Genomic DNA, 25,392 nt, shown 5'->3' on the forward strand with positions numbered 1-25,392 from the left:
AATTTGTCGACTGAATGCTGTCGGGCGCTATGCTTGCCCGCAGTGGTCGACAGCGCGGTTCAAACTAAGGATGAGGCTATGGTTCAAGTTCGCAAACTGGTGTTAGCAATAGCGGCCGCCTCGGCGCTGTCCTCCGGTATGGCGCATGCCCTCGGGCTCGGGGAGTTGACCCTGAAGTCCACCCTGAACCAGCCGCTGGTCGCGGAGATCGAGCTCCTCGATATCAAGGAGCTGACAGCGGCCGAAGTGGTGCCTAGCCTTGCTTCGGCAGAAGATTTCGCCAAGGCCGGGGTCGATCGCCAGGCGTTTCTCAACGACCTGACCTTTACCCCGGTGCTCAACCCCGGCGGCAAAAGCATCCTGCGCGTCACGTCGAGCAAGCCATTGTCCGAGCCGATGGTGAAATTCCTCGTGCAGGTCATGTGGCCCAACGGCCGCTTGCTGCGCGACTACAGCGTATTGCTCGACCCATCCAAGTTCTCTCCGCAGACCGCTGATGCCGCTGCGCAGCCAGCGCCGAGCCAAACTGTCACCGCACCGGTCACGGGTGCGACCAAGCCGACCGAGTACACCACCACTCGCCGCGACACCCTGTGGGAAATCGCCGCGAAGGCGCGCAATGGCGGTTCGGTGCAGCAGACCATGCTGGCGATCCAGGCGCTCAACCCGGATGCGTTTATCGACGGCAACATCAACCGGTTGAAAACCGGGCAGGTGCTGCGTCTGCCGGACCAGGGGCAGAGCACCAGCCTGCCGCAATCCAAAGCCATCGCCGAAGTCGCCGCGCAGAACACCGCCTGGCGTCAGGGCCGTCGTTATGCGCCGCAGCCCGGTGCCGGGCAGCAGCAGCTCGACGCGACCAATCGTCCTCGCGGTGACGCTCCTTCAACGCAGGCTGCCCGGGATAACCTCAGCCTGGTCTCGGCCGAAGCCGGCAAGGCCGGTGCGAAAGGCGCGGGGGGCGACGCGAAGAATTTGAGCAACAAGCTGGCGGTGACTCAGGAAAGCCTCGACACCACCCGTCGGGACAACGAAGAACTGAAAAGCCGCATGGCCGATCTGCAGAGCCAGCTGGACAAGCTGCAGAAGCTGATCGAACTGAAGAACAATCAGCTGGCCAAGTTGCAGGCAGAAGGAGGTCAGGACGCGCCTGCGGATGTGGCGGCTGCCCCGGCGATCAACGCCGAACTGGCCACCGATCCTGCAGTGACTGCTCCGGAACAGGGCCTGGCACCAGAAACCGTGCCACCAGCACCCGCAGCGACCCCCGAAGCTACACCGGTGGTCGAGGACAAGCCGGTCGAGCCTGCACCAGCGACTGCCACGGACGAGCAGAAATACAACGACCTGCTGACCAACCCGTGGCTTCTGGGCATGGTTGGCGGTGGGGCAATCGTTCTGCTGCTCCTGCTGTTGCTGCTGGCCCGTCGCCGCAAGGCCCAGCAGGAAGCTGAGAAACACCTGCGCATGGCTCGCGCCTTGTCCGAAGAGCAAGAGTTCTCGGTCGATCACGATCTGCCGGAAAGCAGCTTCGAAGGCCTGGAAGTTCCACCGCCGAGCGTGAAAATGGCGACCATGCCAGAGCCGGCTCCGGCGCCAGCACCTGCACCCGCGCCGGTAATCGCTCCGGTGATCGTTACTCCACCCATCGCAGCGCCACTGATCTCGCCAGCTGCAGAGCACTCCGACGACGTCTTGCCCCGGGCTCAGTCGCATATCAACGCCGGTCGGTTCAACCAGGCGGGCGCGTTACTGGAAGACGGCATCAAGCAAGAGCCTCAGCGCAGCGACTTGCGCCTCAAGCTGATGGAAATCTACGGCCGGCAGGGCGATCGCGAAGCCTTCGTCGCTCAGGAGCGCAAGCTGGTAGCCAATGGCGATAACTACGCCCAGGTCGAACAGCTCAAAAGCCGCTTCCCGGCCATGGCGATGGTCGCCGCAGGCGGTATTGCTGCCGCAGCCCTGGCTGCGCAAATGGATGCGCAGTACGTCAAGGACCTGATGCTGGACGAGCCACAGGAACCAGCCGCAGAGCCGGCGCCGGTGGCTGATGAGGCGCTGGACGAAAGCTTCGACCTGAGCCTGGATGACCGGGAAGCCGCCTCTCCAGCAGTGGTTGCACCCGAAATTGAGCCGGATGCCCTCGGTGAGCTGGACGAATTCCCGTCCGACGATGACCTGAGCTTCCAGTCGGTGTTGCAACAGCAGACCGAGATCAAGGAAAACCTCGACGACCTGTCGGATTTCGATCTGGACATGGACCTCGGCGGTGATACCTCCCCGGCGATCCTGGCCGAGGATGACTTCCTCCTGGACCTGGACGAAGGCGCCAAGGACCTGCCTGTCGCTGACGTGCCAGGTACTCCCGAAGTGCCGCAGGACGACCTGGAACTGCCGGATGACTTCGACCTGTCGCTGGCTGACGAGATGGATGCGCAGGGTACGTCTGAAGCCTTGCCTGCCGAACCGGACGACCTGAGCGCCGAACTGGATCGTCTGTCCCGGGATATCAGCGCGCCGACCTTTACCGCCGACGACGCGCTGGTTTCCGCAGACGACGAGCCCGAGTTCGATTTCCTCTCGGGCACCGACGAAGTCGCAACCAAGCTCGACCTGGCCCAGGCCTACATCGACATGGGCGACAGCGATGGTGCGCGCGATATCCTCAATGAGGTCGTGAGCGAAGGCGATGACGGGCAGAAGAGCGAAGCGAAGGACATGCTGTCGCGGCTGGTTTGATGAATAGGGCGTGAACAACAGCGGCAGCCATTGAGGCTGCCGTTTTTTGTTGTTGGAAGAAAATCAAAAGATCGATCTTTTGACTTTGGCTGGCATCCCCGTCCCACAGCCTTATAATGCCCGCCTTTGCGCACATCAGCAGGCTGTCACCCCTTGGCAAATATAGATAATCCGGCCGCCGAAATGGTGCCTGAAGGTTTTTTCCGCATCGCACTGGGCGTCGAGTACAAAGGTTCGCGCTATCGCGGCTGGCAGCGCCAGGCATCCGGTGTGCTCACCGTGCAGGAAACCCTGGAAAATGCCCTGTCGAAAGTCGCCAACTCGCCAGTCTCGCTGCTCTGCGCCGGGCGCACTGATGCCGGTGTGCACGCTTGTGGCCAGGTGGTGCACTTCGACACCCAGGTCGAGCGCTCGATGAAAGCCTGGGTCATGGGCGCCAACATCAACTTGCCCCACGACGTCAGCGTCAGCTGGGCCAAGGTCATGCCTGCGCATTTTCACGCGCGGTTCAAGGCCATCGCCCGGCGCTATCGCTACGTTATCTACAACGATCAGATCCGCCCGGCCCACCTGAACGAAGAGATCACCTGGAACCACCGGCCGCTGGACGTCGAACGCATGGCCGAAGCGGCGCAATACCTGGTCGGCACTCATGACTTCAGCGCCTTCCGCGCCGGCCAGTGCCAGGCCAAGTCTCCGGTCAAGGAACTGCACCACCTGCGCGTCACTCGCCACGGCAAGATGATCGTGCTGGACATCCGTGCCAGCGCGTTCCTGCACCACATGGTGCGCAACATTGCCGGCGTGTTGATGACCATTGGCGCCGGCGAGCGTCCGGTGGAGTGGATGAAGGAAGTGCTGGAAAGCCGCATCCGTCGCTCTGGCGGGGTAACAGCACATCCGTTCGGGCTGTATCTGGTGCAGGTGGAATACCGCGACGAGTTCCAGTTGCCCGAGCGTTACATTGGCCCACACTTCCTTACCGGTTTCGCCGAACTTGACGGCTGACGCCCTCGAACGCATTTGTTACCATCCGGGACTTTCCCGGAATTAGCTTGGGGTTATATCGACATGTCAGCCGTTCGCAGCAAGATTTGCGGGATCACCCGCTTAGAGGATGCGCTGGCAGCGGTCGAGGCGGGGGCGGATGCCATAGGTTTTGTGTTCTATGCCAAGAGCCCGCGCGCCGTTACCTTTCAGCAGGCACGCTCGATCATCCAGGCACTGCCTCCGTTCGTGACCACCGTTGGCCTTTTCGTCAACGCCAGTCGCTGCGAGCTGGGGGAAATCCTCGACGCCGTGCCGCTGGACCTGCTGCAATTCCACGGCGATGAGACCGCGGCCGAGTGTGAGGGCTGGCATCGACCGTACATCAAGGCGCTGCGGGTCAAGGCCGGCGATGATATTGCGGCAGCCTGCAATGCATTTCCGAGCGCCAGCGGTATTCTGCTCGATGCCTATGTCGAAGGCGTGCCGGGCGGAACCGGGCAGGCGTTCGACTGGTCTCTGATTCCCCAAGGCCTGAGCAAGCCGATCATCCTGGCGGGCGGCCTGACACCGGATAACGTCGCCGAGGCGGTCAGCCGAGTGCGGCCTTACGCGGTGGACGTCAGCGGCGGGGTGGAAGCGAGCAAAGGCATCAAGGATCACGCAAGGATTCACGCATTCATCAACGCGGTACGCGGCACGTTGATGTGACGGCTGGCAGACTGCCGCCGTCCACAGGCATGGCTGAGGGTTTTTGGGTGGTACGCAGGTCACGATTCTCTGATCCGGCCATCCATGGATCATCGCCGCACATATGAATTTAGCTCAAGGGCATACGCGGGGCTGCGAACCAAAGCGTTCGAGCCGCCGGTACTGGAGAAAGAAAGCATGAGCAACTGGTTGGTAGACAAACTGATCCCTTCGATCATGCGTTCCGAGGTCAAGAAGAGCTCGGTGCCTGAAGGTCTATGGCACAAATGCCCATCTTGCGAGGCGGTGCTTTACCGTCCGGAGCTGGAAAAGACCCTGGATGTTTGCCCAAAGTGCAATCACCACATGCGTATCGGCGCACGCGCACGCATCGACATCTTCCTCGACGCTGAAGGCCGTGCCGAACTGGGCGCTGACCTGGAGCCAGTGGACCGTCTCAAGTTCCGCGACGGCAAAAAGTACAAGGACCGCCTGGTCGCAGCCCAGAAAGCCACCGGCGAGAAAGATGCGCTGGTGTCCATGAGCGGCACCCTGCTGGGCATGCCGGTGGTGGTTTCGGCGTTCGAATTCTCCTTCATGGGCGGTTCCATGGGTGCCATCGTGGGCGAGCGCTTCGTTCGCGCCGCCAACTACGCCCTGGAAAACAAATGCCCGATGATCTGCTTTGCCGCTTCCGGTGGCGCGCGGATGCAGGAAGCGCTGATTTCCCTGATGCAAATGGCCAAGACCTCCGCGGTACTGGCGCGTCTGCGTGAAGAAGGCATTCCGTTCATCTCCGTACTGACCGACCCGGTGTACGGTGGTGTTTCCGCCAGCCTGGCGATGCTGGGCGACGTGATCGTCGGCGAGCCAAAGGCCCTGATCGGCTTCGCCGGCCCGCGCGTGATCGAGCAGACCGTGCGCGAAAAACTGCCGGAAGGCTTCCAGCGCAGCGAATTCCTGCTGGAGCACGGTGCGATCGACATGATCATTCACCGTCAGGAACTGCGTCCACGCCTGGGCAACCTGCTGGCACAGATGATGGGCCTGCCGACGCCGAAGTTCGTCGCCGCGCCAATCGAGCCAATCGTGGTTCCGCCGGTGCCTGCCAACATATGACCCAACGTACCCTTGGCGAGTGGCTCGCCTACCTGGAACAGTTGCACCCTTCGGCCATCGACATGGGGCTGGAGCGCTCGCAACAGGTAGCGTCCCGCATGGGACTGGGCAAGCCGGCGCCTCGGGTGATCACGGTCACCGGCACCAACGGCAAGGGGTCTACCTGTGCGTTCGTGGCTTCATTGCTGCGCGCGCAGGGCCTTAAAGTCGGTGTCTACAATTCTCCGCACCTGCTGCGTTACAACGAGCGGGTGCAGGTCAACGGCGTCGAAGCGACTGACGCCGAGCTGTGCCAGGCCTTCGCGGCAGTCGAGGCAGGCCGTGGCGATACCTCCCTGACTTATTTCGAAATGGGCACCCTGGCGGCGTTCTGGCTGTTCCAGCAGTCGGGGCTGGATGCCGTGGTGCTCGAGGTCGGCCTGGGCGGGCGCCTGGATACGGTCAACGTGGTGGACGCGGACATGGCGCTGGTCACCAGCATCGGCGTCGACCACGCCGATTACCTGGGTGATACCCGCGAGTCCGTGGCCTACGAAAAAGCCGGCATCTTCCGCCAGGGCGCCCCCGCGCTCTGTGGCGATCTGGATCCTCCGCAACCTCTGCTGGACAAAGCCCGCGAGCTGGCCTGCCCGTTTTTCCTGCGTGGGCGTGACTTCGACCTGGGTGTCACCGATCACCACTGGCAATGGCGCGGTCTTGACAGCCAGGGCCGGGTAGTCGAACTGCGGGACCTGCCCCTGCTGGACCTGCCGATGGAGAACGCTGCGCTGGCCTTGCAGGCTTATCTGCTGCTGGGTCTGCATTGGGTAGAGGCACAGATCATTGAAGCCTTGAAGGCGACTCGCGTGGTGGGGCGCCTGGAACGTCGGGCGTTCGACTGGCAGGGCAAACGTCTGCACCTGTTGCTCGACGTGGGGCATAATCCTCATGCGGCCGAATACCTGGCTCGCCGTCTGTCCAGTCGTCCGCCAGTCGGCAAGCGTCTGGCAGTGTTCGGCTTGCTCGCGGACAAGGATCTGGACGGTGTCGTTGGCCAGTTGAATGCCAGTGTCGAGCATTGGGCGGTTGCACCGCTGGATTCGCCCCGGGCGCGCCCGGTGGCTGATTTAGAAGAGGTGCTGCAGAACCTTGGCGCTTCAGTAACGTCCTATGCCAGCGTGGCCGCCGCCCTGGAAGGGCAGTGCGCACGAGCGACGAGCGACGACGAAATTCTGTTGTTCGGATCATTTTATTGTGTCGCCGAGGCCCTTGAGTGGTTGGCCCGGCGCTCCACGGAGGAAGCGGCAAATGGCATTGCTGGATAAGGCTTACAAACAACGCATGGTCGGCGCCCTGGTGCTGGTCGCGCTGGCAGTGATTTTCCTGCCGATGCTGTTTTCCCGTCAGGATGAGCAGCGCCAGGTGACTGTCGAGGCGCCTGCTGCCCCGCAAGCGCCTTCGGTGCCTCAGGTGCAGATCGAGCCGGTGGTCGTACCTGAGCCTCAGGTGCTGCCGCAGGAGCCGGTGCCGAGCGACGAAGAAATCGCCGAGCAGCAAGCGCCGTCGACGCCAATCGCCCCTGTGGTGCCCGTCGCCCCTGCGCCGGCCCCGGCAGCCAAGCCAGTCGCGCCAGCCCCGGCACCCGTGCCGGCATTGGCCGCCAAGCCAAGCACGCCACCGGCCCAGCCAATCACGGCGACGCCCGGCAAGCCGGACACCAGCCAAAGCCGCGTCGATGCCAATGGCCTGTCGGTCAGCTGGTCGGTGCAACTGGCCAGCCTGTCGAACCGTGCCAGTGCCGAAAGCCTGCAGAAATCCCTGCGAGCCCAGGGCTATAACGCCTACATTCGCACCGCTGATGGCAAGAATCGGGTATTTGTCGGGCCGCTGATCGAGCGCGCCGAGGCCGACCGTTTGCGCGATTTGTTGAGCCGCCAGCAGAACCTCAAGGGGTTTGTGGTGCGTTTCCAGCCCGAGCGCGGTTAAAAACTATCGCTGCGATTGAAATGCACTGCTAATCGCAGCTTACCGACAGGCATGCGCTCTGCTAAAATGCGCCGCCTTATCCGTCTGTAGGCTGCACTGTGCCATTTACCTGGGTTGATTGGGCGATCGTTGCAATTGTCGCCATCTCCGCATTGATCAGTCTTAGCCGCGGCTTCGTCAAGGAAGCATTATCGCTGGTGACCTGGATCATCGCAGGAGTCGTCGCCTGGATGTTCGGTGGTTCATTGTCCGAGTACCTCGCCGGATACATCGAAACGCCATCGGCTCGCGTGATCGCGGGCTGTGCCATCATGTTTGTCGCCACTTTGATAGTAGGCGCAATGATCAATTATCTTATCGGCGAGTTGGTACGTGTCACCGGGTTATCCGGGACCGATCGATTCCTCGGCATGGCCTTCGGCGCTGCGCGTGGCGTGTTGCTGGTGGTCGTGGCGGTCGGGCTGTTGAGCCTGGGGCCGGTACAGCAGGACGGGTGGTGGAAAGAATCACAGCTCGTACCAAAGTTTCTATTGGTCGCAGACTGGTCCAAGAACCTGATTCTCGGGTGGAGCAGTCAGTGGCTTGCCAGCGGTATCAGCGTACCCGCTGAGATACCGTTCAAGGAGCAACTCTTGCCGACGGCCAAAACGCCGCAGTGAGTGTTGCTCAGTTCAGATCCATTAAGTAGGGGTTGCGTCGCATGTGTGGCATCGTCGGTATCGTCGGTAAGTCGAACGTCAATCAGGCGCTGTATGACGCGCTAACCGTCCTCCAGCACCGCGGCCAGGACGCTGCCGGTATCGTGACCAGCCATGATGGCCGGTTATTCCTGCGCAAGGACAATGGCCTGGTGCGTGACGTGTTCCATCAGCGTCACATGCAGCGCCTGGTCGGTCACATGGGTATCGGCCATGTCCGTTACCCGACCGCTGGCAGCTCGACTTCGGCCGAAGCTCAACCGTTCTACGTCAACTCGCCTTACGGCATTACCTTGGCGCACAACGGTAACCTGACCAACGTTGAACAGCTGGCCAAGGAGATTTACGAATCTGACCTGCGCCACGTCAATACCAATTCCGATTCGGAAGTACTGCTCAACGTGTTCGCTCACGAACTGGCCCAGCGCGGCAAGTTGCAGCCAACCGAAGAAGACGTGTTCGCCGCGGTCACAGACGTGCACAATCGTTGCGTCGGTGGCTACGCGGTCGTGGCGATGGTGACCGGCTACGGCATCGTCGGTTTCCGTGACCCGCACGGCATCCGTCCGATCGTCTTCGGCCAGCGTCACACCGACGAGGGCGTCGAATACATGATCGCCTCCGAAAGCGTGTCCCTGGACGTGCTCGGTTTCACCCTGATTCGCGACCTGGCACCCGGCGAAGCGGTCTACATCACTGAAGACGGCAAGCTGCACACCCGCCAGTGCGCAAACAACCCGTCCCTGACCCCGTGCATCTTCGAACACGTCTACCTGGCGCGTCCGGACTCGATCATCGACGGTGTATCGGTCTACAAGGCCCGCCTGCGCATGGGCGAGAAGCTGGCCGAGAAGATCCTGCGCGAGCGTCCGGATCACGACATCGACGTGGTCATCCCGATTCCGGACACCAGCCGCACCGCGGCCCTGGAACTGGCGAACCACCTGGGCGTGAAATTCCGCGAAGGCTTCGTGAAGAACCGCTACATCGGCCGGACCTTCATCATGCCGGGCCAGGCAGCGCGGAAAAAATCCGTACGCCAGAAGCTTAACGCCATCGAACTGGAATTCCGCGGCAAGAACGTCATGCTGGTGGACGACTCGATCGTTCGCGGCACGACCTGCAAGCAGATCATCCAGATGGCCCGCGAAGCCGGCGCCAAGAACGTCTACTTCTGCTCCGCGGCACCGGCCGTTCGTTACCCGAACGTGTATGGCATCGACATGCCGAGCGCGCACGAACTGATCGCCCACAACCGTTCGACCCAGGACGTGGCTGACCTGATCGGTGCTGACTGGCTGATCTACCAGGACCTGCCTGACTTGATCGAAGCGGTCGGTGGCGGCAAGATCAAGATCGACAAGTTCGATTGCGCGGTGTTCGACGGCCAGTACGTCACAGGTGATGTCGACGAGGCTTACCTGAACAAGATCGAGCAGGCACGCAACGATGCCTCCAAGGTCAAGACCCAGGCAGTCAGCGCGATCATTGATCTGTACAACAACTGAGTAACTGGCCGGCCTGTGGGAGCAAGGCTTGCCCGCGATGGCGTTTGTAAAGACGCCATCGCGGGCGAGCGTTGTTCCCACAGGCCGGTTTAGTATCCATTACCGAGTAAGGCAAGGAGTGACAGCATGAGTCAGGATTGGGATGCCGGTCGGCTGGACAGCGACCTCGAAGGCGTAGCGTTCGATACCCTGGCCGTACGCGCCGGCCAGCACCGCACGCCGGAAGGCGAACACGGTGATCCGATGTTCTTCACTTCCAGCTACGTCTTCCGCACCGCTGCCGACGCCGCGGCGCGATTTGCCGGGGAAGTGCCGGGCAACGTTTACTCGCGCTACACCAACCCGACCGTGCGTGCGTTCGAAGAGCGCATTGCCGCGCTTGAAGGCGCCGAGCAAGCCGTGGCCACTGCCACCGGCATGGCAGCGATCATGGCTGTGGTCATGAGCCTGTGCAGCGCCGGTGATCATGTGCTGGTGTCGCGCAGCGTATTCGGTTCGACCATCAGCCTGTTTGAAAAATATTTCAAGCGTTTCGGCGTAGAGGTCGATTACGTGCCCCTGGCGGAACTGTCCGGCTGGGATGCGGCCATCAAGGCCAATACCAAATTACTGTTCGTCGAGTCGCCGTCCAATCCGCTGGCAGAGCTGGTGGACATCGCCGAACTGGCGAAAATCGCCCATGCCAAGGGCGCGATGCTGGTCGTGGACAACTGTTTCTGCACCCCGGCGTTGCAGCAGCCGCTGAAGATGGGCGCGGACATCGTCGTGCACTCGGCGACCAAGTTCATCGATGGCCAGGGGCGTTGCATGGGCGGCGTGGTTGCCGGTCGCGGCGAGCACATGAAAGAAGTCGTCGGCTTTCTGCGCACCGCCGGGCCAACCCTGAGCCCGTTCAACGCCTGGATCTTCCTCAAGGGCCTGGAAACCCTCGGCCTGCGCATGAAGGCGCACTGCGCCAACGCCCAGCAACTGGCCGAATGGCTGGAGCAGCAGGACGGTATCGAGAAAGTCCATTACGCCGGTCTCAAGAGCCATCCACAGCATGAGTTGGCCTTGCGCCAGCAGAAGGGCTTTGGCGCGGTGGTGAGTTTTGAGGTCAAGGGGGGCAAAGAGGGTGCGTGGCGCTTTATCGATGCGACTCGCCTGATCTCGATCACCGCCAATCTGGGGGACAGCAAAACCACCATTACCCACCCAAGCACCACCTCCCACGGCCGCCTGGCGCCGCAGGAGCGTGAAGCCGCAGGGATCCGCGACAGCCTGATCCGCGTCGCGGTGGGTCTGGAAGACGTGGCGGACCTGCAAGCCGATCTGACGCGCGGCCTGGCTGCGCTGTGATCGAAATGTCTGCGCCCGGCACGGGCACCAATGGCCGCGTCGCGCTGGTCACGGGTGCTGCGCGCGGCATCGGCCTGGGCATTTCGGCCTGGTTGATTAGCGAAGGCTGGCAAGTCGTGCTGACCGACCTGGATCGGGTCCGTGGTTCGAAAGTGGCGAAGGTGCTGGGTGATAACGCCTGGTTCATCGCCATGGACGTCTCGAACGAGGGTCAGGTAGCGCTGGGGGTGGCCGAGGTGCTCGGGCAGTTCGGGCGGCTCGATGCGCTCGTGTGCAACGCGGCAGTAGCCGAGCCACACAACATCACCCTGGAAAGTCTCGATCTGGCCTACTGGAATCGGGTGCTGGCGGTCAATCTCAGTGGCCCTATGTTGCTGGCAAAGCACTGTGCGCCGTACCTGCGTGCTCACAGCGGCTCGATCGTCAACCTGGCCTCGACCCGCGCCAGCCAGTCGGAACCCGACAGTGAAGCCTACGCGGCGAGCAAGGGCGGCCTGTTGGCCCTGACTCATGCGCTGGCGATCAGCCTGGGGCCGGAGATCAGGGTCAATGCCGTCAGCCCGGGCTGGATCGATGCACGCGACCCTTCAGCGCGCCGCGCCGAGCCGTTGTCCGACGCCGACCATACCCAGCATCCGGCGGGCAGGGTAGGGACGGTGGAGGATGTCGCGGCAATGGTGGCCTGGTTGCTGTCGAGGAACGCCGGCTTTGTCACGGGGCAGGAGTTTGTGGTGGACGGCGGCATGACCAAGAAGATGATTTACAGCGAGTGACCGGCAGCAGCATTGATGCTGGATGCTCTGCAGCTTTGGCGAGCAAGCCCGCTCGCGCAGTGGCTTTGTGTCGGACCCATAGCCTGTGTTCACTCACAATCCGCTGTGGGCGCGGGCTTGCTCGCGAAAGCGGTCTGACGGCATAACCATTCGCCACTGACACGATTTTGTCTTTTTCAGAAAAACTTCAATCCTGCTATTGACTTAGGTTCGCTACCTGCGTAAATTTCGCGGCCTCGGAGATGCAAACGGGTGATTAGCTCAGCTGGGAGAGCGTCTGCCTTACAAGCAGAATGTCGGCGGTTCGATCCCGTCATCACCCACCACTTCCGAGAGTCTTGCGAAAGCAAGATGGAAGCCTTAAAAGCCTCCACCGACGCGCAGCGGTAGTTCAGTCGGTTAGAATACCGGCCTGTCACGCCGGGGGTCGCGGGTTCGAGTCCCGTCCGCTGCGCCATATTTTCCGAGTCAGGTCTGACCTGATTCGAGATCAAAAGAGAGATTGAAAAATCTCGGAGCTTCTGATCAGACGAGTTAGGACGCAAGTCCAAAGCGATACGCAGCGGTAGTTCAGTCGGTTAGAATACCGGCCTGTCACGCCGGGGGTCGCGGGTTCGAGTCCCGTCCGCTGCGCCATATCTGCTACAAGGCCCACTGAACGCCTTGGAGCTACGAAGAAGCCGTTGGTGACTTCGAGTCGATAGCAAAAACCCTGGTCGAAAGACCGGGGTTTTTTGTGTCTGCGATTTGCCATTTTCCTGAACTGCTGCCCCCGTCCTGTAGGAGCAAGCTCGCCCCTGCAGGAGGGCCTTTCTGCGCGCTCAATGCATAAAGAGCTTCCTTCCCGGCACCGACATTAATTAGAATCACTCTCATTTACGATAACTCCTGGCACAGGGCTTCTAGATGAGTGATGCAGTGATGCCGAAGGAGCCAACGCTTCACGACCTGTACCGCGATCACCGTGGCTGGCTTGAAACCTGGTTGGGGAGGCGCTTGGGCAACGGCTGCGATGCGGCTGATCTGAGCCAGGACACTTTCCTGCGGGTGCTTGCCAGTTCGCAGCGGATCGCGGACCTGCAAGAGCCCCGTGCCTATCTGCTGACTGTGGGCAAACGCCTGCTGAGCAACTTCTATCAGCGCCGGAGCCTGGAACAGGCCTATCTCGCCGCCTTGGCGGCGATGCCGGAGGACTGTGCGCCATCCCCCGAGCAACGCTGGCTGCTGCTGGAAACGCTGCAAGCGCTGGATGAGCTGCTCGACGGCTTGCCGCGGGCGGTGCGCCGGGCGTTTTTGTGGAGCCAGCTCGAAGGCCTGACCTACGGGCAAATCGCGGAACGCCTGCAAGTGTCCGAACGTACCATCAAGCGTTACATGGCTCAGGCTTATGAACATTGCCTGTTGGTGGACCTGTGAACACTCAGGCGTCCGACTCGCGCCAGGCCGTTCGTGCAGCCGCGCAATGGCTTGCGTTTCTGGAATCAGGCGGTGCCAACGAGCAGGATCGCGTGAACTTGCAGCGCTGGCGTGATACCTGCGCCACCCACGAGCAGGCCTGGCAGAAAGCCCAGGCGCTGCGCCAGCGTTTTGCCGACCTGCCATCGGGGCTGGCACTGAGCAGCCTGGATCGTCCGGATCCGGCGCGGCGCAAAGTGCTCAAGCGCGCCCTGGGCGCGGTGGCCCTGGTGCCGGCGGCGTGGCTGATCAGTCGGCAACTGCCGCTGGATGCCTGGCGCGCCGATTTGCACACCGCCACCGGCGAGCGTCAGCAGACCCGGCTTGCCGACGGCAGCGCGCTGCAGCTCAACACGGCCAGCGCGGTCGATGTGGACCTGCAGGCACGCCGCGTCAAGCTGATCGAGGGCGAAATGTCCCTGACAGTGCCCGGTGATTCGCCGCTGACGATCCAGACCCGTTTTGGCAATGTCATCGTCAGCCGCAGTGAAGTCTGCGTTCGCCAGGACGCACGCGGCTGTCGGGTTTCGGTCTACAACGGCGCCGTCCAGTTACAGCCTTTGCATGGGGCGGCCCTGGCCTTGCGCGCGGGCCAGCAGGTCAGCCTGCAGGCCGCCGGTGCCGGATCCATCAGCGCATTCGACACCTTGGCGCCGGGTTGGCGCGAGGGCGTGCTGATGGCGAAGGACCAGCCGCTGGGGGACTTCCTGCGTGAACTGAGCACCTATCGACCGGGTGTCCTGCGCTGGGAGCCGGAGCTGGAAACCCTGCGAGTCACCGGCAGCTTCCGTCTGGACGACACTGACCGGGTACTCGCGCTGCTCGCCGCCAGTCTGCCCCTGGAGGTGCATTCCCGGACTCGCTACTGGGTCACGTTGCTGCCGCGCAAAAATAGTGTGTAAACCCTGGCCCCTTTTTTCGACTCGCCTGTCATTGAAGGCATGTGAACGAATCAAGAGAGCCTATTCAAATGCCTAACGCTTCTTCCCCGCGCCTGCGACCGTTGTTGCACCTCAGCCTGATGCTGGGCCTGAGTGCCAGTCCATGGTTGATCTCCCCAACCTGGGCCGAGGACGGTAACCGGCGCAGCTATCAGGTGCCGGCCGGCAGCTTGAGCGATGCATTGACCCGGTTTGCCGGTCTGTCCGGGGTCAATCTGTCGGTGGACCCGGCCCTGGTCAGCGGCCGCAGCAGTGGCGGGCTGTCCGGTGAGTTCGCCGTCGAGGAGGGCTTTGCCCGGTTGTTGCAGGGTTCCGGTCTGCAACTGCAGGCGGTAGGTGAGCAAGCGTACATTCTCACCCCGGCCCCGGAAAACAGCAGCTTGCAGCTGGCCCCCACCTCGATTCTCGGCGCCACCGGCGGGGAGGGCAGCGAGGTGTTCGCCGGCGGCCAGGTTGCGCGTCGCGGGTCCCAAGGCTTGCTCGGCTCGAAAGACTTCATGGAAACGCCCTTCAGCATGACCACCTACACCAGCGAGGTGATCGAGAACCAGCAAGCCCGGACCTTGGGTGACCTGATCGCCAACGACCCATCGGTTCGCGCCACTAACCCTGCCGGCGGGCGTTACGAGCAATTCACCATTCGCGGGCTGAGCCTGTTCAACAGTGACGTCGCCTACAACGGCCTCTATGGCGTATTGCCCACTTACACCATCGACATGGAAATGGCTGATCGCGTGGACATCCTCAAGGGCCCCAGCCAGCTCATCAACGGCATCTCGCCGCGGGGCAGCGTGGGGGGCGGGATCAACGTGGTACCCAAGCGTGCCACCGACAAGCCGATCACTTCATTCACCGGCAGCTACGCGTCCAACAACCAGCTCGGTGGCGCGGTGGACGTCGGTCGACGCTTCGGTGAAGACGACAAGTTCGGCCTGCGCTTCAACGGCGTGAAACAGTCCGGCGACACCGAGTGGGATCACCAGAGCATCGACCGCGAGATGGCCGTACTCGGCCTGGACTTTCGCGCAGAGCGCCTGCGGCTCTCGACAGACATCGGCCACACCGAGCGCAATACCGATGCGCCCCAGGAACGGGTGCAGGTTGGCGTCAATGCCCAGGTCCCGCAGGCAGGCGATGTCCGCCACAACTACGCGCAGGCCTGGAGCAAGGCGCGCACCGAAGACACGTTCGGCACCGTCAATGGCGAGTTCGACGTCAACGATTCGGTCATGCTGTATGGCGGAGTTGGCGCACGCAAAAGTAATCATGACTTCCTCCGGCATGCGGTTTCGGTCACCAACGATGCTGGCGATTTCAGCGTCCAACCCCGCGACTTCACCCGCGACGAGAATGTGCGCACGGCCACGGCCGGCGTGCGTAACTGGTTTAAAACCGGCCCGGTCAGCCACGAGGTCAATCTCGCGGCCAGCTACTTCTACATGGATTTCGAAAACGGCGGCGCCCGTTATGCTGCCGCGCCCAGCAATCTCTACGATCCGGTGCAAACCCCCACCCCGGCCAGGCCAACCCGCCAGGATGCCAAGGTCTACACCGAGAACCGCTTCAGCGGTGTGGCCTTGTCCGACACCCTGGGGTTCTTCGAGGATCGCCTGCTGTTGACCCTCGGCGCGCGGTGGCAGCGGGTGAAGGTCGATGACTGGTCCGACAACATCAAGGGCGCCACTGCCTATGACGAAGAAAAAGTTTCGCCGTCGGGCGGTATCCTGTTCAAGGCCACTGACAAGTTGTCGCTGTACGCCAACTACATGGAGGGCCTGAGCCAGGGCAAGATCGCCCCGTCGACCTCGGTCAACGAAGACGAAATCTTCCCGCCCTTTGTCAGCCGCCAGGTCGAGGTCGGCGCCAAATACGACGCCGGCCCGTTCGCGGTTACGGCGGCGGTCTTCCGCATCAAGCAGCCGGCATACGAAACCAACGCGACCACACGGGTCTTCGGCCCGAACGGCAAACGCGAGAACAAAGGTGTGGAGCTGAGTGTGTTCGGCGAACCCCTGGATGGCTTTCGCCTGCTCGGTGGGGTGATGTACATCGACAGCGAATTGACCCACACCACCAACGGCGCTTTCGACGGCAACCGCGCGCCCGCAACGCCCAAATACAACGTCAACCTCGGTGCCGAGTGGGACGTGCCCACCGTCCAGGGCCTGACCCTGACCACGCGTGGCATCTACTCCAGCTCGCAGTACCTGGACCAGTCCAACAACAAGGAAATCGACTCCTGGGAACGCTTCGACGTGGGCGCCCGCTACGCGTTCAAGGTCGACGACAAGACCATCACCCTGCGCGGCAACGTCGAGAACGTCGCGGACAAACGCTACTGGAGCTCCGCAGGCGCCTCAGATGACAGCGAGCCTGGCTTGACGCTATCCACGCCACGCACGTACCTGCTTTCGGCGACAGTGGATTTCTAGGATCGCTCACGCGCCTTTGCCTGCGATGACCCCGGTTCAGGTGTCATCGGCAGGGGGAAGACAGTTGCTCCCACAGTGGAATGGTGGTGGACGCAGTATTTGTGTTCGGCGCAGACCACTGTGGGAGCCAGCCTGCTGGCGATGGCATCTGCATATTCGACATTGATGTGGCAGGAAGATTGCCATCGCGGTCAAGTCGAATCGTCGCACCGCCGCTCCCACAGGTATTGGTGGTGGGCGCAGCATTTATGTACGGCAGATATCTCTGTGGGAGCCGGGCTTGCCCGCGAAGACGATGGTGCATCCGACAGCAATTTGACTGCCCAGACACCCCCGCAAATCCGGAAATTTTGATCTTCCAGTCAGTTTTTTGTAACTGGTTGTTTGCCCCGAGCGCATAAACCTTTAAAGTTAACCTTTCGGTCAGCTTTGCACTGTCACCACAGCCCTTTGCTCCGTCCTAAAAGGGTTCCTGCAAGACTCGAGATTCCCAGAACATAACCAGAAGGGCGGGCCCATAACCGCTCAGAGGATGATCCATGTCCAACCGTGATATATCCCGGCGCTCGTTCCTACAGGGCGGGCTGGTGGCGGGGGTGAGCGTGACGCTTACGCCGCTCAGCTCCCAGGCCCTGGCCGCCTTGATGGAGAACAGCGTGACCGTGCCGTCCGAGCAATGGCTCGGCAACAACGGCAAGGCGCGCTCGCGTAACGATGCCCTGTCCAAGGTGTGCGGCAGCAAGGTTTTTGCTCGCGACATCCGCGCCAAGGACATGCCGGGCTGGCCCGAACAGCAAGGTCACGCCATGCTGCTGAAAATCACCAAGGCCGACCGCCTATACGCCGGTTATGACTTGGCGTGGCTCGGTGCCGACTTGCAGCCGGACCGTATCGTCACCGCAGAAGACCTGGAGAAAGACGGCATCGTCTTCCCCGAAGAGCATGCCCCGGACCCGCTGCTGCCAGTCGGCAAGGTGCCGATGTTCATCGGTCATCCGGTCGCGATACTCATCTGGAATGACTTCGAGCGCTTCCGCCAGGCCAAGGCCAAACTCAAGTTCAACGACAATGCCATTCGCTACGGTGCCCAGGTGCCGTACTACGAAGGTGATCCCTACGGCAGCTTCCGCTACGTGCGGGTCGGCGGTGCGACTTCGGCGGACGAAGATGAATTCGCCAGCCTCAAGGATTCGATCCTGTTCCCGATGCTGCGCAACCGTCGTCCGGTCTGGGATTCGCAGCCCAACCTGCACGGCAACCTGACCGAGCGCGGGCTGTTCTATGCCGATCGCATGAAGCAGCAGATCGACACCCCGCCCGACAACTGGCTGGTGTTCGACGAGCGCTACAAGACGCCGTCCATCGAGCCTGCAGCCATGGAGCCGGACAACGGCAACGGCTGGTACGACCCTGCGACCAAGACCCTGCATTTCGTGGTGGCCACCCAGTGCCCGCTGGAGACCGCCACCGAGACCGCGAAGATGATCGCGCCGTCGCGTTTCGGCCTGGCCAACCTCAACATGCACCCGGGCTACACCGTGGGTTACGGTTCCAAAGACCACAATATTTTTGTCTATTACGCCGCCCTCGCCGCCCTGTACGGGGCTGGTGTGCCGGTGCGCCTGGCCAACGACCGCTACGAGCAGTTCCAGAGCGGCATCAAGCGCCACCCGTTCGATATCCGCTATCAACTGGCGGTGGACAAGACCGATCACAGCTTCAAGATTTTCCGCGCCGAAATGAGCGTCGACGGTGGCGGACGCGTCAACTACAGCCCGTCGGTAGCGGCGGTTGGCGCCACAGCGGCGCAGTCGATCTACTACATGCCGCAGAACGATCTGCAGGTCACGGCCTACCATTCCCGCGCTGTGGAAGCCGGCTCGATGCGTGGCTACGGCACCCTGCAGAGCATGGCTTCGACCGAGATGATGGTTGACGAAATTGCCGGTCGCCTGGGCATCGACGCCATCGACCTGCGCAAGAAAAACGCCATGGTCTCGGGCATGAAAAATACCCAGGGTGCGGTGCCGGCGGGTGCCTTGCGCCTGCACGAGATTCTCGACAAAGCGGCTGTGCACGAGGTCTGGAAAAACCGCGACAAGCTCAAGCAGCAACGCGAAGCCCAGGACCCGGACCACTGGTACGGCGTCGGCTTCGCCATTTGCCAAAAGGACTTCGGCACCGGTTCCGAAGCGCCGATGGCGAGCATCGAATTCAACGCCGAAGGGCGCATTCACCTGCGCCATATCGGGATTGAAATCGGCACCGGCATGTCCACCTCCCAAGCCATGGTCGTGGCCGATTTCCTCGGCAGCCCGGCTCACGAAGTGAAGACCGGCGAGACTGAATGGCAAGAGCTGCAGCTGATCACCGGCGGCAACCCGTACATCATGAGCCAGGCCGAGCAGGACACCTTGCTGCGCAACCCGCGCTGGGTCGGCAAACTGGCCTCGGCCTCGTCGGCCACCAACTCGGCCTACTATTTCAGCCACGCCACCCGCGAAGCGGCACGCGTGCTGTTCAACCACGGCCTGTGGCCGGCCGCGCTGCAGATCTGGCGCCAGGGACCTTATGGCGGCCAGGCCAACCCCTACGTGGTGCGCCGGGAAGACGCGCACTGGGTCGACGGCAAACTCACCGCCAACGGCATGCAGCCGCTGAGCTTCGAGCAGTTGGCCAGACACGCTCACGAAAAAGGTCTGGTCACCGGCGCCACCGTGCACGGTTTTAACCGCTGGAGTTGGGCCGAGGCCGAGTTCAGCATCGATGGCGTGCGCGAGCGCCTGCCGCTCGACAGCCTGGCGGTGAAGTACGGCGACGGCGCCCCGAGCGCGAAGAAGGCGCAGATGAACAGCGCTGGCTTCCATCTGCTTGATCGGCAGAACGTGCACTACCCGGACACCCAATTGAACAACGCCGCAGTGACTTACTACAGCCCGGTGGCAACCCTGGTTGAGCTGAAAGTGAACAAGGGCTCGGCCGAAGTGCAGGTGCTCAACCATCACTCGTGGGTCGAGTGCGGTCGGGTATTGGTGGAAGAACTGGTCAGGGGCCAGCTTGAAGGTGGCATTGCAATGGGCATCGGCCATGCGCTGCTGGAAGAAATGCCGCTGTACGAAGGCGGACCGGGGGAGGGTGACTGGAACTTCAACCGCTATCGCCTGCCCATGGCGCGCCACGTCGCGGTCTGGAAGCAGACGGCGGAAATCCTGCCGCCGCTGTCCCCGAGCGACCCCTCCAAAGGCATCGCCGAAGTGGTGATGATCCCGGTCGTGGGTGCCATCGGTAACGCCGTGGCCCACGCCATCGGCAAGCGCGTTCGCGACCTGCCTATCACTTCTGCCCGCATCAAGGAGGCCCTCAATGGCTAACCGTCCGCTTCAACTGACCCTCAACGGTCAAACCGTCGGCCCGGTGGACATCCCTGATGACCTGCCGATGATCGACTACCTGCACGAATACAAGAACCTCACCGGTTCCCGCCTGGGCTGCGGCCAGGGCATCTGCCATGCCTGCGTGGTGATCGTCGACAACCCCGACGGCACCAGCGAGGAAGTGCGCACCTGCATCACCGGTGCGCACTATTTCGAAGGCAAGAAAGTACGGACCATCGAAGGCCATGCCACCCGCGATGAGCAGGGCAAAGTCACTGAGCTCAACCCGATCCAGCAACGCTTCGTCGATGAGTTCGCTTTCCAGTGCAGCTACTGCGCGCCCGGTTTCGTCAATGCCGCGACCGTGCTGGTAGAAAAGCTGCAGCGCCAGCCGATCGTCAAGAGCCAGCTGGAACAGGTGATCGAGGACAGCCTCGGCCACCACGTCTGCCGCTGCACCGGCTATGTGCGTTACTACAGCGCCACGCGCAACGTGCTGACCGATCTCGGCCTGGTCAAGGAGGGCTAACATGAAGCATCTATTTTCCCGCCTGGCATTGGCGGTCGGCCTGGCTGCGCCGGTCTTGATGGCGCACGCCGACGATCAGGTCAAGCGCGGCGAATACCTCGCCCGCGCGGCCGACTGCATGGCCTGCCATACCGCCCCGGGTGGCGCTCCCTATGCGGGAGGCCTGCCGATCGTTTCGCCGTTTGGCACCATCTATGGCACCAACATTACCCCGAGCAAGGAGCACGGCATCGGTCAATACAGCGATGAGGAATTCTTCGCTGCGCTCACAGAAGGCAAGCGTCGCGACGGGGCTAACCTGTACCCGGCGATGCCGTACACCTCCTATCACCTGATGCCCCGGGCCGACTCCGACGCGATTCACGCTTACCTGAAAACCGTCGAGCCGATCGAGCGCGCGGCGCCGGTGACCAGCCTGAGTTTTCCGTTCAACGTACGTCTGGGCCTGACGGGCTGGAACATGCTGTACGGTAAAGACGTCAAGCTGTCGCCCACCGCGGGCAAGAGCGAGGCGTTCAAGCGCGGCCAGTATATGGTCGACGTGCTCGGCCACTGCGGCGAATGCCACACCCCGCGCGGTTTGCCCGGTGCGATGCAGCAGGACAAGCGCATGACCGGTGGCGTCCTCAATGGCTACCTGGCGCCCAGCCTGCTGGCCGAAGACCTGGCAAACCGTGGCTGGAATCACCAGGACCTGAGTTCGTTCCTCAAGCACGGCATGAGCGCCCAGGGCACCATGTTCAACGAGATGTTCCCGGTGTTCCACAACAGCACCCAGGGCCTCACTGATCCGGATCTGGCAGCGATGGCCACCTACCTGCTTGGCGATCAACCGCCAGCGGCGAAAGTGCTGAGCGAAGTGCCCCTGGAGCAGTTGAGTGCCAGCGCCCGGCGCGGTCGCCAGGAATACCTCAACGTCTGCGCCGGTTGTCATGCGGTAGAGGGCGAGGGCAAGCCGCACATCGCAGTGGCCATGCGTGGCAACACCACGCTGCGCCTGGATGATGCGCGCAACCTGCTACGGGTGATCGAGGACGGCATCGGCGAGCAGCAATTTGTCGGCTTCGAACGCATGCAACCGATGCCGGGCTTTGCCGACAAACTCAGCCCTGGCCAGCTGACCGACCTGCTCAATTACCTGCGTCAAGGGTGGGGTGGTCAGTCGGGTGAACTGACAATCGGCGACGTGCAGAAGCTACAAGCGGACGCCCCTCCAACCGAACACAAGGTGCATTGATATGCAGCATCTGGATCTGCAAGTGGTACGGCGCGCGCTGCAATGGTCAAACGCCGGCCAGCAGGTCTGGCTGTGCACGGTGCTCGCCACCTACGGCTCGGCGCCTCGCGCGCCGGGCTCGCTGCTGGCGGTGAACGGCGGGGGGCAGTGGATAGGTTCGCTGTCGGGTGGGTGCGTCGAGGAAGACTTTCTCGAGCGCGTCGCCGAAGGCGCATTCGAGCAAGCCGTGTGCGTGGTTCGGTACGGCGAAGGAGATGACCCCCGCTCGCGCATCAGCCTGCCGTGTGGCGGGATTCTTGACGTGCTGGTGGAGAAGCTTGAGCCGGCTTGCGAGGTTCAGGCGCATCTGCGGGAGCTGGAATCGGCCTTGTTGGGCCAGCGTCGCCTGATCCGCGAAATCGATCTGGCCAGCGGCGCCCGTGACGTGTTCGTGGACCGGGAGCAGGGCGCGCGTATCGAGCGCGAAGTCGATCGGGTTCGTGTGCGCATCGGCGCTGCCCAGCGCTTGTTGCTGGCGGGTTACTCCAGTGTCGCCCAGGCCTGTGCGGAGTTTGCGGTGGGGCTTGGGTTCGAAGTGATCCTCTGCGACCCCCGGGATGAAGTGCTTGAAGGTGTGGTGCTTAACAACGTCGAGATCCGCCGGCAGCTGCCTTCGGTCTTCATCGCTGACGGCGGCTGCCATAGCGATACGGCGGTGGTTGCATTAACCCACGACCCGCGCATTGATGACCTGGCGATGATGGAAGCGGTGCGTACCGACGCGTTCTACATTGGCGTTATGGGCTCGGTGCAAACCTCTCAAAAACGCTTCGAACGCTTGCGTCGCATTGGCGGGCTGGGGGAAGCCGAACTGGCACGAATTCACGCGCCCATCGGCCTCAACCTAGGCAGCAAAACACCCGCAGAAATCGCCTTGGCGGTGCTCGCCGACATCCTGCGAATCCGCAGCGGCATCGCCCGGGATCAACTCTAAACGCCCTGTGGGACAACACCAGTGGGAGCCGGCTTGCTCGCGTCAGTCAGTACCCGAATTTGTCCCGCAACCCGTAATACCAGGCCCCCAGCGCCGCAAATGGCGTGCGCAACAGCTGCCCACCCGGAAACGGATAATGGGGCAGGTCGGCAAACGCATCAAAACGCTCAGCCTGGCCGCGCAACGCCTCGGCCAGCACCTTGCCCGCCAGATGCGTATACGTCACCCCATGGCCGCTGCAGCCCTGGGAGTAGTAAATGTTGTCCCCAAGTCGCCCCACCTGTGGCAATCGCGACAAGGTCAGCAGGAAATTCCCGGTCCAGGCGTAATCGATCTTCACATCCTTGAGCTGCGGAAACGCCTTGAGCATCTTCGGCCGAATGATCGCCTCGATGTTCGCCGGATCCCGCGCCCCGTACACCACGCCACCGCCGAAAACCAGGCGCTTGTCGGCGGTCAGGCGGTAGTAGTCGAGCAGGTAATTACAGTCCTCCACGCAGTAGTCCTGCGGCAGCAAACTGCTGGCCAACGCATCGCCCAATGGGGCAGTGGTAATCACCTGAGTCCCGCAGGGCATCGACTTGGCCGCCAGTTCCGGCACCAGGTTGCCCAGATAGGCATTGCCGGCGACGATAATGAACTTGGCCCTGACCTTGCCCTGCGGCGTGTGCACCACCGGGCTGGCGCCGCGCTCGATCCGCACCGCCGGCGATTGCTCATAAATAGTCCCGCCCAGAGACTCCACCGCAGCGGCTTCACCCAAGGCCAGGTTAAGCGGATGAATATGTCCGCCACTCATATCAAGCATGCCACCGACATACTGATCGCAAGCCACCACCTGGCGAATACGCGCCTGATCCATGAGCTCCAGCTGCGTATGCCCAAAGCGCTCCCACAAACGCTTCTGCGCCTCCAGATGGCCCATCTGCTTGGCCGTGATGGCGGCGAACACGCCGCCGTCCTTCAGGTCGCACTGGATATTATATTTGGCCACCCGCTCGCGAATGATCCGTCCGCCCTCGAACGCCATCTGCCCCAGCAGTTGAGCCTGCTTGGGCCCGACGGTGCGTTCGATCACATCGATATCGCGGCTGTAACTGTTAACGATCTGCCCACCGTTGCGCCCGGAAGCACCAAAACCAACCTTGGCCGCCTCCAGCACCGTGACCTTAAAACCGTTCTCCAGCAGGAACAGGGCAGAGGACAAGCCGGTATACCCGGCGCCGATCACACAGACATCAGTCTCTACTTCCTCCTGCAAAGCCGGGCGCGGCGGAGCCGCATTGGCCGATGCGGCGTAATAGGACTCTGGATAAGGAGTGTTCGCCATCCTGCTGCCTCTGTTTAATATATTTTACGAGTCCCCCGATCCTACCCGAGTTGAAAAACCCTCGCCAGCCACCGGAAAATCTTCCTCGCAGCAGCAAAATTAAATATTTTGCATATTCATAGGGTTAGCGCGAAAAAAGGTGTTGACACCCCTCCGGAATTCCGTAGAATGCCGCCTCACAGCAGGCACGTAGCTCAGTTGGTTAGAGCACCACCTTGACATGGTGGGGGTCGTTGGTTCGAGTCCAATCGCGCCTACCAAACAAAATCCGCTCTGCTGGGCGGTCTAGAAAGGCTCACCGAAAGGTGGGCCTTTTTTTGTTGCCTGGGATTTGCAAAACTTTTGTAAAAGTCCCGCCTCAGAACACCAGTTCGGCGCCCACCTTCAGACAGTGGGTTGCCGATGGTAGCGCAGACGGCCTTAAACCGACCGCGGGCAATTAGCTGAAAAGATGGGGGGCGACTAGTCAACCCGACTGCACCTGACGAGAGGGTGGGAGCTATATGGACGAGCTGAGAGTTTTCAATAATACCCACTGGACGGTGACTCATCGAAGAGATGCCCGTTACGACGGCTATTTGATTATTTCATCAGAAGAGACGGCATCAGGGCTCGGCGGTCTGAGTCATGAAGCCCTGGCGTCTTTAGGTCCGGTAATGAAAGCGGTAGAGCTTCTGCTGACAAGGGCCTACGCACCCTACAAAGTAGTGTTCTATAAGCTAGGGTTCTCGCCTGGTTTCAACGTCCATTTTCATGTCGCTCCAGTCTCGGAAGCGTTGCTGGCAGAGATATCAAATCACCCTGGTTATTCCGACAACCCTGACGGTAATGACGTCATTATTTTTCTCAGTCGGGAATATTGCGAACGGTCACTGAGCGCTGACGAGAAGGAAAAACAGCTCTCGGCGGTTCGTCGGCTTAAAGATTGTTTCGACCAGGCCTGCCCAGAGCCAGATTTATCTTAAGACAGACCCGGCATACCCCTAAGGCCACAAATCTATTTATCACCCGCGTGGGATAGATGTTCTGGTGCCGGTACAGGCGACGTCGATGGCGACCTGGGTGGGGGCCGAGGGTATGGGGTGGAAGTCTCGGTTAATTGAGAATCAGGGCCAGCCATTGATCCCACCAGAACACCATGGAAATCAATGCCAAACCGCAGGCGCCCGCGAATACGAGGCAAACCCAATCTGAAACCACCATGCGCAGGATCATCGTTACCACTCCTCTTGGCGGGACGTAGACTCAGGCTAGTTGAACTTCTGCACATTGAGGCTGTCCGAGCAGACCATTTCGGTATCCTC

Annotated in this window: 19 protein-coding genes and 4 tRNA genes; 22 read left to right on the plus strand and 1 reads right to left on the minus strand. The window is 61.8% G+C overall.

Features of this window, described 5'->3' with window-relative positions; genetic code table 11:
* The first annotated feature begins 78 nt into the window (after window positions 1–78).
* From AAEZ05_RS23535 to AAEZ05_RS23630, 20 genes are all read left to right on the plus strand, one after another.
* Window positions 79–2,739, plus strand: a complete 2,661-nt coding sequence (locus AAEZ05_RS23535; protein ID WP_350649146.1) for a FimV/HubP family polar landmark protein — start codon at window positions 79–81, stop codon at window positions 2,737–2,739.
* Window positions 2,740–2,922: 183 nt separating this feature from the next.
* On the plus strand, window positions 2,923–3,747 hold the full coding sequence (gene truA / locus AAEZ05_RS23540; RefSeq protein ID WP_122838212.1) for a tRNA pseudouridine(38-40) synthase TruA: 825 nt from the start codon (window positions 2,923–2,925) through the stop codon (window positions 3,745–3,747).
* Window positions 3,748–3,810: 63 nt separating this feature from the next.
* A complete protein-coding gene (locus tag AAEZ05_RS23545) occupies window positions 3,811–4,437 on the plus strand; it encodes a phosphoribosylanthranilate isomerase (RefSeq protein ID WP_350649148.1) in 627 nt (208 codons plus the stop codon).
* 177 nt (window positions 4,438–4,614) lie between these two features.
* Window positions 4,615–5,535 (plus strand): acetyl-CoA carboxylase, carboxyltransferase subunit beta, encoded by a 921-nt coding sequence (accD, locus tag AAEZ05_RS23550; RefSeq protein ID WP_045057943.1) that lies wholly within the window; start codon window positions 4,615–4,617, stop codon window positions 5,533–5,535.
* The gene (gene folC, locus AAEZ05_RS23555) at window positions 5,532–6,839 is read left to right on the plus strand and encodes a bifunctional tetrahydrofolate synthase/dihydrofolate synthase (RefSeq protein WP_350649150.1); all 1,308 of its coding nucleotides are present in this window, start codon (window positions 5,532–5,534) and stop codon (window positions 6,837–6,839) included. The genes accD and folC overlap by 4 nt, the downstream gene beginning before the upstream one ends.
* A complete protein-coding gene (locus tag AAEZ05_RS23560; protein WP_045057941.1) occupies window positions 6,823–7,500 on the plus strand; it encodes an SPOR domain-containing protein in 678 nt (225 codons plus the stop codon). Before folC ends, AAEZ05_RS23560 begins: the two co-directional genes overlap by 17 nt.
* Window positions 7,501–7,598: 98 nt before the next feature.
* Complete coding sequence (locus AAEZ05_RS23565; RefSeq protein WP_045057940.1) at window positions 7,599–8,159, plus strand: CvpA family protein; 561 nt, start codon at window positions 7,599–7,601, stop codon at window positions 8,157–8,159.
* A 41-nt stretch (window positions 8,160–8,200) separates the two neighbouring features.
* The gene (purF, locus tag AAEZ05_RS23570) at window positions 8,201–9,706 is read left to right on the plus strand and encodes an amidophosphoribosyltransferase (RefSeq protein WP_045057939.1); all 1,506 of its coding nucleotides are present in this window, start codon (window positions 8,201–8,203) and stop codon (window positions 9,704–9,706) included.
* A 126-nt stretch (window positions 9,707–9,832) separates the two neighbouring features.
* On the plus strand, window positions 9,833–11,044 hold the full coding sequence (locus AAEZ05_RS23575) for an O-succinylhomoserine sulfhydrylase (RefSeq protein ID WP_045057938.1): 1,212 nt from the start codon (window positions 9,833–9,835) through the stop codon (window positions 11,042–11,044).
* Between the two features lie 5 nt (window positions 11,045–11,049).
* Window positions 11,050–11,817 carry an SDR family oxidoreductase gene (locus AAEZ05_RS23580; protein ID WP_177328522.1) on the plus strand — a complete coding sequence of 256 codons (768 nt, stop codon included), beginning with the start codon at window positions 11,050–11,052 and terminating at the stop codon, window positions 11,815–11,817.
* Window positions 11,818–12,067: 250 nt separating this feature from the next.
* Window positions 12,068–12,143, plus strand: a tRNA-Val gene (locus AAEZ05_RS23585).
* Between the two features lie 54 nt (window positions 12,144–12,197).
* Window positions 12,198–12,274, plus strand: a tRNA-Asp gene (locus tag AAEZ05_RS23590).
* 102 nt (window positions 12,275–12,376) lie between these two features.
* Window positions 12,377–12,453, plus strand: a tRNA-Asp gene (locus tag AAEZ05_RS23595).
* Between the two features lie 270 nt (window positions 12,454–12,723).
* Window positions 12,724–13,233, plus strand: coding sequence for a sigma-70 family RNA polymerase sigma factor (locus AAEZ05_RS23600; protein ID WP_045057936.1), 510 nt, complete (start codon window positions 12,724–12,726; stop codon window positions 13,231–13,233).
* Window positions 13,230–14,174, plus strand: coding sequence for a FecR domain-containing protein (locus AAEZ05_RS23605; RefSeq protein WP_350649153.1), 945 nt, complete (start codon window positions 13,230–13,232; stop codon window positions 14,172–14,174). The genes AAEZ05_RS23600 and AAEZ05_RS23605 overlap by 4 nt, the downstream gene beginning before the upstream one ends.
* Before the next feature lie 68 nt (window positions 14,175–14,242).
* The gene (locus AAEZ05_RS23610) at window positions 14,243–16,645 is read left to right on the plus strand and encodes a TonB-dependent siderophore receptor (RefSeq protein WP_350649155.1); all 2,403 of its coding nucleotides are present in this window, start codon (window positions 14,243–14,245) and stop codon (window positions 16,643–16,645) included.
* Between the two features lie 539 nt (window positions 16,646–17,184).
* On the plus strand, window positions 17,185–20,016 hold the full coding sequence (locus tag AAEZ05_RS23615) for a xanthine dehydrogenase family protein molybdopterin-binding subunit (protein WP_350649157.1): 2,832 nt from the start codon (window positions 17,185–17,187) through the stop codon (window positions 20,014–20,016).
* The gene (locus tag AAEZ05_RS23620; protein ID WP_045057932.1) at window positions 20,009–20,548 is read left to right on the plus strand and encodes a (2Fe-2S)-binding protein; all 540 of its coding nucleotides are present in this window, start codon (window positions 20,009–20,011) and stop codon (window positions 20,546–20,548) included. Before AAEZ05_RS23615 ends, AAEZ05_RS23620 begins: the two co-directional genes overlap by 8 nt.
* 1 nt (window position 20,549) lies before the next feature.
* A complete protein-coding gene (locus AAEZ05_RS23625) occupies window positions 20,550–21,785 on the plus strand; it encodes a c-type cytochrome (protein WP_045057931.1) in 1,236 nt (411 codons plus the stop codon).
* Window position 21,786: 1 nt separating this feature from the next.
* Complete coding sequence (locus tag AAEZ05_RS23630) at window positions 21,787–22,758, plus strand: XdhC family protein (protein ID WP_045057930.1); 972 nt, start codon at window positions 21,787–21,789, stop codon at window positions 22,756–22,758.
* A 46-nt stretch (window positions 22,759–22,804) separates the two neighbouring features.
* On the opposite strand, the gene AAEZ05_RS23635 is transcribed toward AAEZ05_RS23630, so the two are convergent.
* Window positions 22,805–24,088, minus strand: a complete 1,284-nt coding sequence (locus AAEZ05_RS23635) for an NAD(P)/FAD-dependent oxidoreductase (protein ID WP_045057929.1) — start codon at window positions 24,086–24,088, stop codon at window positions 22,805–22,807.
* Between the two features lie 183 nt (window positions 24,089–24,271).
* Between AAEZ05_RS23635 and AAEZ05_RS23640 the strand changes: the two genes are divergently transcribed.
* A tRNA-Val gene (locus AAEZ05_RS23640) sits at window positions 24,272–24,348 on the plus strand.
* A 243-nt stretch (window positions 24,349–24,591) separates the two neighbouring features.
* The gene (locus AAEZ05_RS23645) at window positions 24,592–25,053 is read left to right on the plus strand and encodes a hypothetical protein (protein ID WP_045057928.1); all 462 of its coding nucleotides are present in this window, start codon (window positions 24,592–24,594) and stop codon (window positions 25,051–25,053) included.
* Window positions 25,054–25,392: the final 339 nt, after the last annotated feature.

This window comes from Pseudomonas sp. HY13-MNA-CIBAN-0226, assembly GCF_040310305.1.
Classification (GTDB): domain Bacteria; phylum Pseudomonadota; class Gammaproteobacteria; order Pseudomonadales; family Pseudomonadaceae; genus Aquipseudomonas; species Aquipseudomonas gregormendelii.

Bases quoted from the DNA above. Each gene is read 5' to 3' on its own strand.
- AAEZ05_RS23535 (WP_350649146.1), top strand. From the start codon at position 79: ATGGTTCAAGTTCGCAAACTGGTGTTAGCAATAGCGGCCGCCTCGGCG.
- truA (WP_122838212.1), top strand. From the start codon at position 2,923: ATGGTGCCTGAAGGTTTTTTCCGCATCGCACTGGGCGTCGAGTACAAA.
- AAEZ05_RS23545 (WP_350649148.1), top strand. From the start codon at position 3,811: ATGTCAGCCGTTCGCAGCAAGATTTGCGGGATCACCCGCTTAGAGGAT.
- accD (WP_045057943.1), top strand. From the start codon at position 4,615: ATGAGCAACTGGTTGGTAGACAAACTGATCCCTTCGATCATGCGTTCC.
- folC (WP_350649150.1), top strand. From the start codon at position 5,532: ATGACCCAACGTACCCTTGGCGAGTGGCTCGCCTACCTGGAACAGTTG.
- AAEZ05_RS23560 (WP_045057941.1), top strand. From the start codon at position 6,823: ATGGCATTGCTGGATAAGGCTTACAAACAACGCATGGTCGGCGCCCTG.
- purF (WP_045057939.1), top strand. From the start codon at position 8,201: ATGTGTGGCATCGTCGGTATCGTCGGTAAGTCGAACGTCAATCAGGCG.
- AAEZ05_RS23575 (WP_045057938.1), top strand. From the start codon at position 9,833: ATGAGTCAGGATTGGGATGCCGGTCGGCTGGACAGCGACCTCGAAGGC.
- AAEZ05_RS23580 (WP_177328522.1), top strand. From the start codon at position 11,050: ATGTCTGCGCCCGGCACGGGCACCAATGGCCGCGTCGCGCTGGTCACG.
- AAEZ05_RS23600 (WP_045057936.1), top strand. From the start codon at position 12,724: ATGAGTGATGCAGTGATGCCGAAGGAGCCAACGCTTCACGACCTGTAC.
- AAEZ05_RS23610 (WP_350649155.1), top strand. From the start codon at position 14,243: ATGCCTAACGCTTCTTCCCCGCGCCTGCGACCGTTGTTGCACCTCAGC.
- AAEZ05_RS23615 (WP_350649157.1), top strand. From the start codon at position 17,185: ATGTCCAACCGTGATATATCCCGGCGCTCGTTCCTACAGGGCGGGCTG.
- AAEZ05_RS23620 (WP_045057932.1), top strand. From the start codon at position 20,009: ATGGCTAACCGTCCGCTTCAACTGACCCTCAACGGTCAAACCGTCGGC.
- AAEZ05_RS23625 (WP_045057931.1), top strand. From the start codon at position 20,550: ATGAAGCATCTATTTTCCCGCCTGGCATTGGCGGTCGGCCTGGCTGCG.
- AAEZ05_RS23630 (WP_045057930.1), top strand. From the start codon at position 21,787: ATGCAGCATCTGGATCTGCAAGTGGTACGGCGCGCGCTGCAATGGTCA.
- AAEZ05_RS23635 (WP_045057929.1), bottom strand. From the start codon at position 24,088: ATGGCGAACACTCCTTATCCAGAGTCCTATTACGCCGCATCGGCCAAT.
- AAEZ05_RS23645 (WP_045057928.1), top strand. From the start codon at position 24,592: ATGGACGAGCTGAGAGTTTTCAATAATACCCACTGGACGGTGACTCAT.